The sequence below is a fragment of the Ectobacillus panaciterrae DSM 19096 genome, from assembly GCF_000430785.1.
In the GTDB taxonomy this organism is placed as follows: Bacteria; Bacillota; Bacilli; order Bacillales; family Bacillaceae_G; genus Ectobacillus; species Ectobacillus panaciterrae.
On record NZ_AUMR01000005.1, the window covers coordinates 51,408 to 64,843 of the forward strand.

Consider the following 13,436-nt stretch of genomic DNA (forward strand, 5'->3'; position numbering starts at 1 on the left):
CTCTTATACGCCGCGTTTATTGCCCCACACTAATGCGTGCAGCTGCGGAAGCACCTTTGCATCATTCATTGCTGTACAATCGACAGCTTGCTCAATCAGCCATTCATAACGGCGAAGCAAACGTGATACAAGGTCTTCGTCGTTTGTTGTATGCACATCTTCATTTCCGACCTGCAAGAAAAACGGAACATGCGGGTAGCGCTGATGAACTGTTTTCGCATACGAAAAATCGGCTTCATCAAACACAACAACCTTCAAGCTTATATTGCGGTCTTTCATACGTTCCATAATGCTATCCAGTACAGCAAAATCAGTTTCCATACCGGAGCTTGGCGGCTTCGGCGAGAATGTGACCTCGTCGATCTCAAGCAGCCAGTCCTGCCATTTGCTTCCCTGTGTTTCAATAGCAGTGCGAATACCGTTCTGCTTCAATAAAGCCACAAGCTCCCCGAGCGATTTCAAGAGCGCCGGGTTGCCGCCGGAAATCGTAACATGTGAAAAACGATCGCCGCCAATTTCTTTTAGCTCCTGCCAAATTGTTTCGGCGCTCATCTGCTGAATTTGATCCTTCGCAGAGCCATCCCACGTAAACGCGGAATCGCACCATGCACAGCGATAATCACAGCCTGCCGTACGGACAAACATCGTTTTTTGCCCCACAACCATTCCTTCTCCTTGAATCGTCGGACCAAATATTTCTAAAACGGGAATGCTACTCACTTTCCATCCACTCCCGTCTCATTTCCGCATAGCTTGTCGGTGTTTCGTACAGTCTCACAAACTCTGTGCGCGCACCTTTATATTGCAAAGGACGCTCTCCTTTTTGCAGCGCCTCGTCCATTTTCTCAAAAATCCATACGACCATATTCTCTGCCGTTGTGTTCATAGGCGGCAGCGTTTCGTTCAAATAGCGATGGTCCAAATACACTTCAATTTCGTTTTTCCATATTTCTTTTATATCGCCAAAATCGATGGCAAGCCCGACTTCATTCACATAACCGCTGATGCCGAACACAACCTTATACGTATGACCGTGAAGGTTCTTGCACTTTCCCTCGTAGCAATGCAAATGATGCGCTGCATCGAAAGTAAATTCCTTGCTCACCATTACGCGTTTGTTGTGGTATTTCAGCTGCTTGCGTTCAATATCCTGACCGATTTTTTGCAGATTTTCTACGATACGAAATCCAAAGAAGTTTTGTTCCATTATGCTTTCGCTCCTTCGCGCTCTGCTGTATACGTATCTAATCCCGCTTTGCGAAGCTTGCAAGCCGGACATTCGCCGCAGCCGTCACCGATGATTCCGTTATAGCAAGTTAATGTTTTCTCTCTGACAAACTCAAAAGCGCCAAGCTCGTCCGCAAGCTTCCACGTTGCTGCTTTATCAATCCACATAAGCGGTGTATGAATAACAAATGGATAATCCATAGACAAGTTTAATGTAACGTTTAAGGATTTCACAAACACATCCCGGCAATCCGGATAACCGCTGAAATCCGTTTCGCATACGCCTGTTACAATGTGCTTTGCACCGATCTGTTTTGCCAATACAGCTGCAAAGGATAAAAAGAGCAAATTGCGTCCGTCCACGAACGTAGATGGCAGCTCTCCTTCTTCCTGTGTGATAGCAATATCACTGCGCGTTAAGGCATTCGGCGCAAGCTGATTCAACAAGCTCATGTCAAGAACGGTATGTTTCACGCCCAGCTCCTTTGCAATGCTGGCAGCACATTCAATTTCCAGACTGTGACGCTGATTATAATTGAACGTAACCGTCTCTACCTCTTTAAAATGTTGCAGCGCCCAAAACAAGCATGTAGTGCTGTCCTGTCCGCCGCTGAATACAACAACTGCTTTTTCCTGTTTCATTTTCACTCATTCTCCTTTTCTTTCGAAAGTAAGAAGAAGAGCGTTCTTGAACTTCGTAATAAGAAAAGCGCAGCCGGCTTGTTCAGGTGCAGAACCAGAGGTTCTTCGCCCAAAAAGGCGCTTTTTGCCAATACGTCGGCGGAGGTTCTCTGGTGGCAGCACCTAGCCGGCGGAGCTAGACACCACGAAAAGCGCAGCCGGCGCGCAAGCCCTTTGCTTTCTTATCCTTAAAAAACAGAAACAATACCCAAAGATATTGTTTTCCCTTAGTTTTTTATAGAGGGAGTTCGCGAACCTCTCCCATGCATCAGCATGGACTTTCTTCTTAAATTATACCGTAACCCATTCTATCATATATAAAACTTCACAACACTAGGAAACTGTTTCTTACTTTATTTTCGAAATATTTTGTATTTATATTCCTTTCTATTAATAGTATGATTAAATTAGGGTCACAACTTCAAAAAAAGGGGGGGACGGCGCTGAAGCTCTTTATCGTACATCTCTTCTTAAATGTCCTATTCATCATCGTTATCATTTTGCTGTACCACTTATTTTGGGTGCGACAGGGGAAGAACCATCCGAAATGGAATGCGTTTGTGTTTATTCTGCTTTGCATAGCGGCCACCTTTATGTGCCTTACCTTTGCAGCAGAGCCTTTTGACGGCTTTCGCTTCGATTTGCGCCATATAGTGCTCATTATCAGCACACTTGCGGGCGGACCGATAGCAGGCGGGATTGTTTGGGCTGTTACGAACATATATCGGGGAATTTTAGGAGGAGACGGCGTACTGCCTTCTTTATTGCTCTCATCACTTTTATACATATTGCTTCTTCTTACGTATCAGACTTTTCTAAAAGTAAATCTCGTGAAAAAAATCGCCCTCGCGATACTTGTGAGCGTCATTTTCACCTTAGGATGGATTCTTTTCTTTGCAGCCCACGCGGGCCATCCTGATTCCTATATAAAATATATTACGGTGTACGAGCTGTGCAACGTATTTGGAACAATGGTGACGCTGTATTTAATAGAAGTTTTAAACTCCCAAGTCAAGCTGCAGGAGGAATTGATTAATGCAGAAAAATTTCAGCTGATCGGCGAAATGGCGGCTTCGATTTCTCATGAAATACGAAATCCCCTCACCTCTACAAGAGGGTTCTTACAGCTGCTGCAGTCAGATATCTGTTCGGAGGATGAACGAAAGGTATACTTAGACATTGCGCTTAATGGCATTGACCAGGCAAATCATGTGCTCACCGATTATTTAACATTCGCAAAACCGAGTATAGATAAAGTACAAGTTCTCGATATAGAGAAAGAGCTATTCAGCACAATTTCTCTCATTACCCCGCTGGCGAATTTTTCAAATGTCATCATTCAATACGATAAATCGGACGATCTGTTTTTCATTCACGGAGAAAGGCAAAAGCTGCATCAATGCCTGCTCAATATTCTGAAAAACTGTATTGAAGCAATGCCAAAGGGCGGTGTGTTAGCAATTTCTGTGTCTCAAAAGCATGAAGTGATTGAACTGTTAATTGAAGATACGGGAATCGGCATGAACGTAGAACAGCTGAATCGTCTCGGTTCGCCGTTTTATTCCACAAAAGAAAAAGGAACTGGGCTTGGGATGATGGTTGTGTTCAGCGTTATGAAAGCAATGAACGGCACCATCCGTATTACAAGTAAATTGAATGACGGCACAAAGTTCGCTTTATGTTTTCCCGATGCAGCAAATACAAAAAAAGCATAACATGCAGCGATATGTCTAGCTCCACCTTTTAGGCGTAGAACCTTAGCTTCTGCGCCTAAAAGGTTCCGCTCTTCTTATTTTTTCTCTTCCCCTGCAAGCTCAGCAAAAGATTTCACTTTGCCGTGGGGCTGCTGGTTTTCTTTTCGTGCTTTCCACTGTCTTGCTTTTTCACGCTTTTTATCACTCATAGATGAACATCTCCTTACAACTGTTGTCTTCTTTAGAATGGCACAGAATAAGAAAAATATGCTTTATGAAATACCTTTATCCCAGTGATGTATGAATTGTTCTTCCGCCGTCAAGAACGGGTATAAGAAAACGGCTCAGGCATACAACCTGAGCCGTTCTTTATTTTCGCAATAAAGCCCGCTTCGCTTCTTGTATTTGCTCCAAATGACGCTGCTCATGAAGGTCAAGAAACTCCAGCCATTGGTATAAGCTTAACTCGCCGAATACAGGGTGCTGAAGCGATTTTTCAAACAAGTCTTGTTCATCCGTCACACTGTGCAGCATATGGAACAGCTTATCGCGGGAAGACTGCAGCAGTGTGCAAATTTGCTCCCGCTTCATAATCGTTTCTGTCGGCTTCATTTGATCGGGCACTTCTCTTTTATGTGTACGATCTGCTGTCAAATGAACAGGCTTCAATGCCACATCTTTTCGCTCGCTTTTATGAAGAGCATACGTAATGCCGGATGTAACAGCTTGCTCTACTAAATGAAGGTGATGCAGGTTTTGCACAATGCTCCACTTTTCCCGTCTCGGCTTTTCGTTTAACTGTGTATCGCTTAATCCATCCAGCTCTTGAATGACCGTTTCTCTTGTGGATGACAGCGCCTTTAAAATTGTTTTCACACTTGCATTCGTCTTTTGATTTACCATATCTTCTTCCCCCTTTATACAAAAAGGGGTGCCCCGCAGAAAGAAGCACCCCTAAAATCAACTCATTCAAGTATATAGGAGTTCTTCCTATAGCTTTCCTTTATTATCCCATGAATGAGAGTGAAAGTCGATGTGTAATAAGTCAGAAAATTGAATTAATTATTACATTTTTGTGTCATCTACGCTGTCCAGCCATGTCTGAATCTCCTGCACAACAGATTCAACACATCCCTCTTCAAACGGAGATTGTAAATTCGCGACCTCTACAAGCTCTAAGAATGACTTGCTTCCGCCTTGCTGACAAAGGTTCACATAGTCGCTCCAAGCTGCTTCCCGTTCTTCACGCGAACGCTTCCAGAATTGGAACGCACAAATTTGCGCCAGCGTATAGTCGATATAATAGAACGGTGAATTATAAATATGCCCTTGACGCTGCCAAAAACCGCCGTGTTCTAAGTATGCGTTATCTGCATAATCGCGGTGCGGCAAATACTTTTTCTCAATGCTGCGCCATGCCTGCTTGCGCTCCGCAGGCGTTGCATCCGGATTTTCATACACAAAGTGCTGGAACTCATCCACCGTCACGCCATACGGCAAAAACAGCAAGGCAGAGCTTAAATGAGAGAAGTAATATTTCTCTGTATCTTCTTTGAAGAACAGCTCCATCCACGGCCATGTGAAGAACTCCATGCTCATGGAATGAATCTCGCACGCTTCATATGTCGGCCAATAGTATTCCGGAACGGCAAAGCCACGGCTTTCATACACTTGAAACGCATGACCGGCTTCATGTGTCAGAACGTCAATATCGCCGGATGTACCGTTAAAGTTAGAGAAAATAAATGGCGCTTTATAGTTTTCAATATATGTACAATAACCGCCGCCCGCTTTCCCCTTTTTCGCTACAAGATCCATTAGATTGTTGTCGAGCATGAATGTGAAAAATGCATTTGTTTCCTCTGAAAGCTCGCTGTACATCTTTTTGCCGTTTTCCACAATCCACTCGGGACTGCCCTTTGGCACAGGGTTCCCGGACGGATATTCAAAGCCTTCATCATAAAATTTAAGCTTATCAACACCGATGCGGGCTTCTTGACGTTCGCGAAGCTTCGTTGCAAGCGGCACGATATATTCCAGCACTTGCTTTCGATAATTCGCGACCATTTCGGCGTTATAATCTGTACGATACATTCTTACGTAGCCAAGCTCCACAAAGTTTTGAAATCCAAGCTTTTTCGCAATGGATGTGCGCACTTTTACAAGCTTATCATAAATGTCATCGAGTTCTGCTTCATGCTCGGCCAAAAATCCGTAAAGCTCGGCACTCGCACGCTTTCTCATATCCCGGTCTTTATGCTGCATGAACGGAGCGAGCTGAGAAAGCGTACGCTCTTCTCCTTCAAATTCGATTTTGGCTGATGCAAGAAGCTTCGTATATTGTGAAGATAATTTATTTTCTGTTTGCAGGTCTGCCAGCACTTCATCGGAATATGTTTTTAATTCGCATTCTGCCAATGCAAACAGCTGGCTTCCGTACTTATCCTCCAACTCCTGACGATACGCTGAGCCTCCGAGTTCCTTGTAATATCTGCTCACATACCCTTTTAATACAGGCATAGTTTCATCAAAAAAGTCCTGCTCACCTTTGTAAAAATCATCATTCGTATCAATCGTGTGGCGTACATGGCAAAGATTTGCCATCGTATTGTAGTCGTTGCGGATTTCGTTAATGCGTTCCATTGCCTGTTCCTGTTCCTGGGCAGAAGAAGCACTTGAAAATTGCTGCAGCGCGTCTGTAAATCTATTCTCGATCACTTTCATATCTGGTCTTGTGTATACATATTTTTCAAAGCTCATCGTCTCACCTCTATTTTAAATTCGAAGTTATTGCTACATCCTGTATTATTCCATACCGTTTTGAAATCCCCTTTTCTCTGTAAAAAACTTTAAGAGAAGCTCTCAAAGTTTTTTATGAAATCGTTTGGCACAATTTCAGGCCGTTTATGTTTGCAGCGCAAAAGAGCTCATCACGATGCGTCATTCGAATCTTCAGTTTTTCCAGGGATATGATACTTTCCGATTTTTTTCAATAATGCAAGCAGCTCTTGCTTCTCATCCGCCGCAAGTACAGAAAGAGCTTCATACAGCTTCTCTTCATGAAGAGGAAAAATTTCCGCCATAAGCTCTCGTCCTTTCGTTGTCAGCTCTGCAAAAATAACACGGCGGTCGTAGCCGCACGGTTTTCTTACTGCAAGCTCCTTTTTCTCCAGCTTGTCTACAACATATGTAATACTGCCGCTAGCAATCAAGATTTTTTCACCGATTTGCTGAAGCGGCTGATTTCCTTTATGATACAAAAGCTCCAGTACTGCAAACTCCGTCGGATTCAGTCCATAGCTTTGAGCAGACCGGTTCGATATGTCCATCAACGCGCGCTGAACACGGGACAAAGCAATAAATACTTTAAGCGATAATCCAACATCTTCTTTTTCATATGACAGACTCATGTATTCTCATCCTTTTAATTTAAAATATCTCAAAGTAAAGATATTATAACGGAAACAATTGGAAAATGTCAATATATTTCCCATATATACCCATTGTGAATGCAATTTGCAACTTCAACTTCTTTAAAGAAAAAACGACAAAAATATTATTTTTTTACGCTAAAGTTTTATATACTAGTATAAATAATAAACTAAAGGGAGCAGTCGCTGTGAATTCAATTGCACGAACCGTTTTGTCATACGTGTTGTTCGTTATTCTCCCTACCGCTATTGTATGTGCGCTTCTCCTTGCCTATCATACGATAAACATGCAAAAAGAAAATGAAGCAGATGCACAAAATGTATATGATGTAAAAGACATTGTGAAAGAAGTATCGCTCATTATTCAGTCTGAGGCGAATTTGCATGGTGTTTCTCTTCTCACCTTAATGGAAAATAAACCGATTCAAATTCAATGCTCGAAAGACCATATGAAACAAGTAATTTTAAATATCACGAAAAATGCCTTCGAGGTGCAGAACCAGAGGTTTTCCGCTTAATACTTTCTTGCCTTTTAAAAAAATCCCTCCGGCCGGAGGGATTTTTGCATGCTATTATAACTTTAAAAGGCTGGCAAACATGGATTGAATTGCGGCCTTTGAAAGAAATTCTCTTTTCTTCAGAAGCGTGCTGGTGAGAAATATGCTAATTCCCGAAGGCTTGTCCATTTTCTCTTTATAACGCTGATATTCTAAAATTAACACGTCCAGTTCCTGGCTCGTTTGAATCGTTTCGGAGCTGTTAAACCCTGTTTGTAATCCGAGTTCAATCATTTCTTCCTGTTTTACCTTAATTTCCAACAACAGCTTGTCCATCACATACTTTCTTCTTGCCGTGAACATGAGTCTCTCCCTTCTCCTTCTCCCCAATATCTTTACGAAGCAATACGTTGTTATATGTACAATCAGCCATTTATCTGCAATCCCTATAATTTACAATTTTTTAACCTCACCTTGAGAATTATTACAAATAATTCTATCTTTGTAAATACATTCGCAATAATAGACAATTTTTTCGTTCGTTTTTTTCCATACTTTCAAAAGAACTGCATGACTCCTTATATTTTTCAACTTTCCCCATATCCATCTCGACATTTTGTGCGATTACATTCGTTACAAATTGCAAAAACTAACAAAAACTCACATTCTTTACACAGGGGTGATAACAATTGAGAAAGCTTTTTTTAGCTGTTTGTATGTTCAGCTTTGCCTTAGTCCCTTCTATTGCTTCAGCTAAAACCAATCATCAGGTTGCTATCGTGATTGATGATTTCGGCAACAATATGAAGGGAACAGATAAAATGCTCTCCCTGCCTATTCCGTTAACAGCTGCCGTTATGCCGTTTCTTCCTTCTACAAAAGAGGATGCCGAGCTGGCGCATAAGAAGGGGTACGAGGTTATTGTCCACTTGCCGATGGAGCCTATTAAAGGAAAGAAAAGCTGGCTTGGACCAAACGCCATTACAACGGATTTAAGTGATGAAGAAATTCGGAAGAGGGTTGAAATGGCCATTAAAGACGTGCCATTTGCGATTGGAATGAACAATCATATGGGGTCAAAAGCTACCGCCGATACAAGAGTCATGCGGATTGTGCTTGCCGTTTGCAAAGAACATGGTTTCTTCTATTTAGACAGCAAAACAAATCCGAAAAGCGTCGTTCGAAAGACGGCAAAGGAAGCAGGGGTGCCCGTTATTGAGAATAAATTATTTTTTGATGATGTGTATACGCATGCCCACGTTGCCAAACAAGCAAATCTGCTGCTGCAAAAAACAAAGGAAGAGCCTGTGATGATCGCAATCGGTCACGTCGGCCCTCCCGGTGAAATTACCTCAAGTGTAATTGCTTCCTATATTCCAAAAATCAAACAGGAAGCAAACTTTGTATTCGTTTCGCAGCTGCTGCCCCCTCGTCCGCCTTTGTTTTCGCCGAATTAAGAGAGGAGAATTCTCCTCTCTTAAATACGGTCTACACGGCTTACACGAAAGTCTTTCTTTTCTAATTTTGCAATTAGCTTTTCAAGATGTGCATCTTCTAAATCATCCATTTGGTTGCACATAGCACATGGACATGTCGAATTTATCATTCACTCATATATAGATCCCGAAATTAAAACGCTTACATTTCTCGTAGTTCCTGATAGTAAAAACACTCTTTAGGCAGCTTACCTAAGGAGTGTTAGTTTCGTTAGATGACAGAGCTTCGCGCGCCTTTAATCATCAATAATTTAACATGATAATTCATTAAGTATTCCAAGCCTTCAAGCCACTTCTTTGTTTCCTCCGGCTTGCTTGCCCAAACAATAAGGCCGTAATTTTCTACTAAGACGGCGCCGCGGCTCGATGTAAAGGAAGGCACTTCCTCTTCAAACAAGGTTGCAAACGCCTGCTCATTTTCAACAATAGGAATCGTAATAGTTTCAATCCCTTCTCGTCCGAATACGCGCGTTACGTTCTTTCGTTCAAACGTCACTTCCTTCTGATCGCCGTATATTTCTGAAACGAGGTGGCAGTCTACAGTTTGAACCTGCAGCACGCAGCCTGCTTCTGTTTTCTTGTATACATTAGCATGCAAAGAAGATTCGGAGGCCGGCTTTTCTGTTGCTTCAAATACAGGTTCACACGACGCGTTCACCACAATGAAATCATCTTCCGCATATAACCCTTTGTCTTTTCCTTCAGCATTAATTAAGAACGTAAGCGGCTCATCGGAAGCACGCATAGATAAACTGATTTTCGTTCCATAGAACCAGTCGCGCAAAGCAAGCTCCATCTTAATATCACTTAATTCCTTCCACTTTCTAAGAAAAAATAACATCCTTTCACCCCCGTATAATTTTGCTGCAGTGTATTTTTTATATATTAACGTTCCTACTTTAAAGTTTTTTGATAATTCTCAAAATTTAATTGAATTATCACATGAGAAGGACCTTTTTGTCAATAAGTTTTCTGATGGTTTAGACAATTATTTCCTAAAAAATATTTTATTGAAAAAGATACAGAATAAATAAAAAAGCCCTTAAAAGGCTTTCTTTTGCACGCTTATTTTCAAAATTTCCTGCTTCTCTTTTTCACTGATAATTTGCAGCTTTTGCAGCAGTTTTGCATAAAATTCAATTTTCCCCTGTGTCCGCTGATTCATACCCGTCCCCTTCTTTCCTTTAGTCAACTTTTTTTCTCATAGTAAAGTATATGAAAGGCCGCTTGAAAAGTGTACAAAAAGTTGCTTACAAACAACTTCTTCAGAAACATTTTGTTTCCATTGTCTTTTTTCCTTAGTATGCCTATACTAGGAAAGTGTCGAAACTATGACCAAAACTAGAGTTGAGGTAGATAACATGAACGTTATAATGAGCACATTAAATGCAAAATATATTCATACAAACTTGGCCATCCGTTACATTAAGGCCTATGCTGCGCCGGAGTTCAGCATAGAAATGGCCGAGTATACGATTAAAGACCCGGCGATGAACATCGTAACGGATTTATACCGCCGCAATCCAGATGTAATCGGCTTCAGCTGCTACATCTGGAACATTGAAGAAACCATTCAAGTTATGAAAATGCTAAAAAAGATTAATCCAGATCTCATTCTTTTTGCAGGCGGACCGGAAATAACTTACGACGTAAAAGAATGGCTTGAGCGCGTACCTGAAATTGATTTCATCATCATTGGCGAAGGAGAAGCAGCTGTTAAGAATCTTCTCTTTGAAATACAAGGCAGCAAACAATACGAAAATCTGGACGGCATTGCTTTTGTAAAAGAAGACGGTACATTCGTTATGAAGCCGCAGCGCGAAAAGCTGAACTTAAATGAAATTCCGTCCCCTTACCGCTTCCCTGAAGATATCCCCCATTTAGGCAAGCGGATTGCGTATATTGAAACAAGCCGCGGCTGTCCGTTCAGCTGCCAATTTTGCTTATCTTCTATTGAAGTAGGAGTTCGCTATTTTGACCGTGAGCGCATTAAAGACGATATTCGCTATTTGATGCAGCACGGTGCAAGAGTCATTAAATTCGTGGACCGCACCTTTAATATAAGCCGCAGCTACGCTATGGATATGTTCCAATTTTTAATTGACGAGCATATTCCTGGCACTGTGTTCCAATTCGAAATCACAGCGGATATTATGCGCCCTGAGGTCATTGACTTCTTGAACAAGCAGGCGCCGCCGGGATTGTTCCGCTTCGAAATCGGCGTTCAGTCTACGAATGACCGAACGAATGAGCTTGTGATGAGGCGCCAAAATTTTGAAAAGCTGACTCGCACCGTAACAATGGTAAAAGACGGCCAAAAAATCGATCAGCATTTAGATTTAATTGCCGGACTCCCTGAGGAGGATTATCATTCCTTTAAGAAAACATTCAACGATGTATTCGCGATGCGTCCTGAAGAGCTGCAGCTCGGTTTCTTGAAAATGCTTCGAGGCACAGGTCTTCGCTTACGCGCAAAAGATCATAACTACGTGTATATGAATCATGCACCATATGAAATTCTTGGAAACAACGTTCTTCCGTTTGATGATATTATCCGTATTAAACAAGTAGAAGACGTATTAGAAAAGTACTGGAACGCACACCGTATGGATTATACACTGGAGTATCTCGTGACAGAAGTGTTCGAAACGCCGTTCGACCTCTTCCAGGATTTCGGCAGCCATTGGGACGAACAGGGCTGGGCTCGTATCGGTCATCAATTGGAGGACCTCTTTAAGCGTCTGTATCAATTTTTAGAAGAAAAGAACGTGCCGCAGCTTCCCGTCATTAAGGATTTGATGAAAGTCGACTACTTGCGCAATCATAAATATAAACCTCGCAAGCCGTGGTGGGATGAACGGATCGACAAACAAAATCTTACTTCTTACTATCAAGCGATTGCCGAACAGCCGGCTCTATTGGGAGAGGATTTTGCTGCTCTTGGTTTGTCTGATAAAGATTTGCATAAGCATACGATTATCGAGTCTATTTCCTTTGATTTTACACACTTTATACAGCATGGCGAAATTGTGGAGAACGCCTCTGTTGTATTGGTATATTTCAATCCAAAAACGCTGCAGTGTGAGCTGTATGGCGCGCGTAAAGACGCCTTTTCCCATCTGCCTTCCGTAAGTTAAACGTTCTTCTATCTCTCTTTCCTTCATACGTATGGAAGAAGGGGGAACGCATATGCATGAGACAAAACGCAAATCATTCGGATTTGCTTTACTGATTTGGCTCTTTTTAGGCGGAATCGGCGGCCACCGCATTTATATGAAACAAGAAATCAATACCATTCTTTGGTACTGGCTCGCTTGTTTCCTTACCTTCGGACTGATTTGGGCGGCAGATTTGTTATTTTTATATAAATGGATAGCAGCACAAAAATGAGGCATGAAACCATGCCTCATTTTTGTTATATATTTTTCTTTCCTTTTTTCGAGTTGCGGTTTGCGTATTTTGCAATGTCTTCATTTGCGTATTCTACTGCAAATTCACCGTCCGGCAAGCTTTCCTTAGGTGTTTTATTATGGTTTGTCGCAGGCTTATAGGCTACTTTTCGTTTGACCATCGTAATCTCTCCTCATGAAAAAGTGTGAACATTACAACTTTAGTATGTAACAAGTGTGTAACAGCATAAGTGGTAACTTTTAACACCTTGTAAAAGAGAATATTTCTTTTCTGATGGTCACACTATATTGAGAAAAACTTAGCACGGAAAAAAACGTGCAAAATTCTTTTAGGTAGACATAGCGCGCCTGCCGTGTGTAGTACCCTCCAGTGTCTTTTGACTAAACAAGCAGGTTTATCCTTTTTTGTGTGTCATACACTGCGAACAGCATAGGTTGCCAATCATATATGAGTGAATTATAAATTTAAAAAGGAGTGTAGCTATGATGGATCAAAACAATGTCCCTTCTCCAATTTTGGATGAAACAATCCCGCATCAAATGAATTTTCCATCCTTTAAAGGTACCGGCATTACGATGGAGCCCCCGTTTGTGAATGAGTACGGAGTTGTAATTGGAGACAGCCTATATGATTCCCCGGACAGCCCTTTAAATAACTGGAGCGATGAAGTTGACCCTTTCATCATGGCAGGAAATGAGTGGATTCATCCGACCAACGATATCGGATGGACAGCAGAAGAAAATCAAGAGCTGCTTGCGGAACGAAAACAACTGGATAATGGTCCAGACATTTTCATGCACCCGCAGTTTGGCATCAATGACTAAAGCAGGAATGTCCCTGCTTTTTTTTAAGAAAGTATAAAATAAAGGGGCATGTCTAGCTCCACCGGCTAGGTGCTGCCGCCAGCCCTCCGCTAACGAATTAGAAAAAAGTTCCTTTCTTAGGCAGAGAACTTCTCCATACTATGTGTGCCACTAGTATATTACGGCATGAACAAGA

Annotated in this window: 18 protein-coding genes and 1 riboswitch; of the genes, 6 read left to right on the forward strand and 12 right to left on the reverse strand. The window is 41.9% G+C overall.

Annotated elements, in window-relative coordinates; translation table 11 throughout:
* Positions 1-3 precede the first annotated feature (3 nt).
* Genes queE through queC form a run of 3 tightly spaced genes read right to left on the reverse strand, consistent with a single transcriptional unit; the run spans position 4 to position 1,869 of the window.
* The gene (gene queE / locus H540_RS0102995; protein ID WP_028399352.1) at positions 4-720 is read right to left on the reverse strand and encodes a 7-carboxy-7-deazaguanine synthase QueE; all 717 of its coding nucleotides are present in this window, start codon (positions 718-720) and stop codon (positions 4-6) included.
* Positions 713-1,207, reverse strand: a complete 495-nt coding sequence (queD, locus tag H540_RS0103000; RefSeq protein WP_028399353.1) for a 6-carboxytetrahydropterin synthase QueD — start codon at positions 1,205-1,207, stop codon at positions 713-715. The genes queE and queD overlap by 8 nt, the downstream gene beginning before the upstream one ends.
* The gene (queC, locus tag H540_RS0103005) at positions 1,207-1,869 is read right to left on the reverse strand and encodes a 7-cyano-7-deazaguanine synthase QueC (RefSeq protein ID WP_028399354.1); all 663 of its coding nucleotides are present in this window, start codon (positions 1,867-1,869) and stop codon (positions 1,207-1,209) included. The genes queD and queC overlap by 1 nt, the downstream gene beginning before the upstream one ends.
* Positions 1,870-2,129: 260 nt before the next feature.
* Positions 2,130-2,173, reverse strand: a riboswitch (PreQ1 riboswitch).
* A 232-nt stretch (positions 2,174-2,405) separates the two neighbouring features.
* Between queC and H540_RS0103010 the strand changes: the two genes are divergently transcribed.
* The gene (locus H540_RS0103010; RefSeq protein WP_028399355.1) at positions 2,406-3,623 is read left to right on the forward strand and encodes an ATP-binding protein; all 1,218 of its coding nucleotides are present in this window, start codon (positions 2,406-2,408) and stop codon (positions 3,621-3,623) included.
* Positions 3,624-3,697: 74 nt separating this feature from the next.
* Here H540_RS0103010 and H540_RS34360 read toward each other — a convergent pair whose 3' ends face one another.
* The 4 genes from H540_RS34360 to H540_RS0103030 form a co-directional block, all read right to left on the reverse strand.
* The gene (locus H540_RS34360; RefSeq protein ID WP_028399356.1) at positions 3,698-3,811 is read right to left on the reverse strand and encodes a DUF6254 family protein; all 114 of its coding nucleotides are present in this window, start codon (positions 3,809-3,811) and stop codon (positions 3,698-3,700) included.
* A 160-nt stretch (positions 3,812-3,971) separates the two neighbouring features.
* Positions 3,972-4,505, reverse strand: coding sequence for a DinB family protein (locus H540_RS0103020; RefSeq protein ID WP_028399357.1), 534 nt, complete (start codon positions 4,503-4,505; stop codon positions 3,972-3,974).
* Between the two features lie 162 nt (positions 4,506-4,667).
* Entirely contained in the window at positions 4,668-6,362 is a 1,695-nt protein-coding gene (locus tag H540_RS0103025) for a M3 family oligoendopeptidase (protein WP_028399358.1), read from the reverse strand.
* A 170-nt stretch (positions 6,363-6,532) separates the two neighbouring features.
* On the reverse strand, positions 6,533-7,012 hold the full coding sequence (locus H540_RS0103030; protein ID WP_028399359.1) for a MarR family winged helix-turn-helix transcriptional regulator: 480 nt from the start codon (positions 7,010-7,012) through the stop codon (positions 6,533-6,535).
* A 209-nt stretch (positions 7,013-7,221) separates the two neighbouring features.
* Here H540_RS0103030 and H540_RS0103035 point away from each other — a divergent pair, with 209 nt between their 5' ends.
* On the forward strand, positions 7,222-7,551 hold the full coding sequence (locus H540_RS0103035) for a hypothetical protein (protein ID WP_028399360.1): 330 nt from the start codon (positions 7,222-7,224) through the stop codon (positions 7,549-7,551).
* Between the two features lie 54 nt (positions 7,552-7,605).
* On the opposite strand, the gene H540_RS31725 is transcribed toward H540_RS0103035, so the two are convergent.
* Together H540_RS31725 and H540_RS35095 are read right to left on the reverse strand one after the other, a co-directional pair.
* Positions 7,606-7,893, reverse strand: a complete 288-nt coding sequence (locus H540_RS31725) for an aspartyl-phosphate phosphatase Spo0E family protein (protein ID WP_081414984.1) — start codon at positions 7,891-7,893, stop codon at positions 7,606-7,608.
* On the reverse strand, positions 7,841-7,963 hold the full coding sequence (locus H540_RS35095) for a hypothetical protein (RefSeq protein WP_281172454.1): 123 nt from the start codon (positions 7,961-7,963) through the stop codon (positions 7,841-7,843). The genes H540_RS31725 and H540_RS35095 overlap by 53 nt, the downstream gene beginning before the upstream one ends.
* 283 nt (positions 7,964-8,246) lie before the next feature.
* Here H540_RS35095 and H540_RS0103045 point away from each other — a divergent pair, with 283 nt between their 5' ends.
* Entirely contained in the window at positions 8,247-8,987 is a 741-nt protein-coding gene (locus H540_RS0103045; RefSeq protein WP_155890925.1) for a divergent polysaccharide deacetylase family protein, read from the forward strand.
* Positions 8,988-9,237: 250 nt separating this feature from the next.
* Here the strand turns inward: H540_RS0103045 and H540_RS0103055 are convergent, their stop codons facing one another.
* Together H540_RS0103055 and H540_RS35100 are read right to left on the reverse strand one after the other, a co-directional pair.
* The gene (locus H540_RS0103055) at positions 9,238-9,867 is read right to left on the reverse strand and encodes a class II aldolase/adducin family protein (protein ID WP_028399362.1); all 630 of its coding nucleotides are present in this window, start codon (positions 9,865-9,867) and stop codon (positions 9,238-9,240) included.
* A 201-nt stretch (positions 9,868-10,068) separates the two neighbouring features.
* Positions 10,069-10,191 (reverse strand): hypothetical protein, encoded by a 123-nt coding sequence (locus tag H540_RS35100; RefSeq protein WP_281172448.1) that lies wholly within the window; start codon positions 10,189-10,191, stop codon positions 10,069-10,071.
* Between the two features lie 196 nt (positions 10,192-10,387).
* On the opposite strand from H540_RS35100, the gene H540_RS0103065 reads away from it, so the two are divergent.
* Both H540_RS0103065 and H540_RS0103070 read left to right on the forward strand, forming a co-directional pair.
* Positions 10,388-12,163: a B12-binding domain-containing radical SAM protein gene (locus H540_RS0103065; protein WP_028399363.1), complete on the forward strand. Its 1,776-nt coding sequence runs from the start codon at positions 10,388-10,390 to the stop codon at positions 12,161-12,163.
* 52 nt (positions 12,164-12,215) lie between these two features.
* Complete coding sequence (locus H540_RS0103070; protein WP_028399364.1) at positions 12,216-12,416, forward strand: NINE protein; 201 nt, start codon at positions 12,216-12,218, stop codon at positions 12,414-12,416.
* A 25-nt stretch (positions 12,417-12,441) separates the two neighbouring features.
* Here H540_RS0103070 and H540_RS33965 read toward each other — a convergent pair whose 3' ends face one another.
* A complete protein-coding gene (locus H540_RS33965) occupies positions 12,442-12,597 on the reverse strand; it encodes a hypothetical protein (RefSeq protein ID WP_028399365.1) in 156 nt (51 codons plus the stop codon).
* A gap of 322 nt (positions 12,598-12,919) precedes the next feature.
* Here H540_RS33965 and H540_RS0103080 point away from each other — a divergent pair, with 322 nt between their 5' ends.
* Complete coding sequence (locus H540_RS0103080) at positions 12,920-13,261, forward strand: DUF3905 domain-containing protein (protein ID WP_028399366.1); 342 nt, start codon at positions 12,920-12,922, stop codon at positions 13,259-13,261.
* Positions 13,262-13,436 lie beyond the last annotated feature (175 nt).

Excerpts from the sequence above, each read along its gene's own strand:
- queD (WP_028399353.1), bottom strand. The coding sequence starts at position 1,207 with ATGGAACAAAACTTCTTTGGATTTCGTATCGTAGAAAATCTGCAAAAA.
- queC (WP_028399354.1), bottom strand. The coding sequence starts at position 1,869 with ATGAAACAGGAAAAAGCAGTTGTTGTATTCAGCGGCGGACAGGACAGC.
- H540_RS34360 (WP_028399356.1), bottom strand. The coding sequence starts at position 3,811 with ATGAGTGATAAAAAGCGTGAAAAAGCAAGACAGTGGAAAGCACGAAAA.
- H540_RS0103020 (WP_028399357.1), bottom strand. The coding sequence starts at position 4,505 with ATGGTAAATCAAAAGACGAATGCAAGTGTGAAAACAATTTTAAAGGCG.
- H540_RS0103025 (WP_028399358.1), bottom strand. The coding sequence starts at position 6,362 with ATGAGCTTTGAAAAATATGTATACACAAGACCAGATATGAAAGTGATC.
- H540_RS0103030 (WP_028399359.1), bottom strand. The coding sequence starts at position 7,012 with ATGAGTCTGTCATATGAAAAAGAAGATGTTGGATTATCGCTTAAAGTA.
- H540_RS31725 (WP_081414984.1), bottom strand. The coding sequence starts at position 7,893 with ATGTTCACGGCAAGAAGAAAGTATGTGATGGACAAGCTGTTGTTGGAA.
- H540_RS35095 (WP_281172454.1), bottom strand. The coding sequence starts at position 7,963 with ATGGCTGATTGTACATATAACAACGTATTGCTTCGTAAAGATATTGGG.
- H540_RS0103045 (WP_155890925.1), top strand. The coding sequence starts at position 8,247 with ATGTTCAGCTTTGCCTTAGTCCCTTCTATTGCTTCAGCTAAAACCAAT.
- H540_RS0103055 (WP_028399362.1), bottom strand. The coding sequence starts at position 9,867 with ATGTTATTTTTTCTTAGAAAGTGGAAGGAATTAAGTGATATTAAGATG.
- H540_RS35100 (WP_281172448.1), bottom strand. The coding sequence starts at position 10,191 with ATGAATCAGCGGACACAGGGGAAAATTGAATTTTATGCAAAACTGCTG.
- H540_RS0103065 (WP_028399363.1), top strand. The coding sequence starts at position 10,388 with ATGAACGTTATAATGAGCACATTAAATGCAAAATATATTCATACAAAC.
- H540_RS0103070 (WP_028399364.1), top strand. The coding sequence starts at position 12,216 with ATGCATGAGACAAAACGCAAATCATTCGGATTTGCTTTACTGATTTGG.
- H540_RS33965 (WP_028399365.1), bottom strand. The coding sequence starts at position 12,597 with ATGGTCAAACGAAAAGTAGCCTATAAGCCTGCGACAAACCATAATAAA.
- H540_RS0103080 (WP_028399366.1), top strand. The coding sequence starts at position 12,920 with ATGATGGATCAAAACAATGTCCCTTCTCCAATTTTGGATGAAACAATC.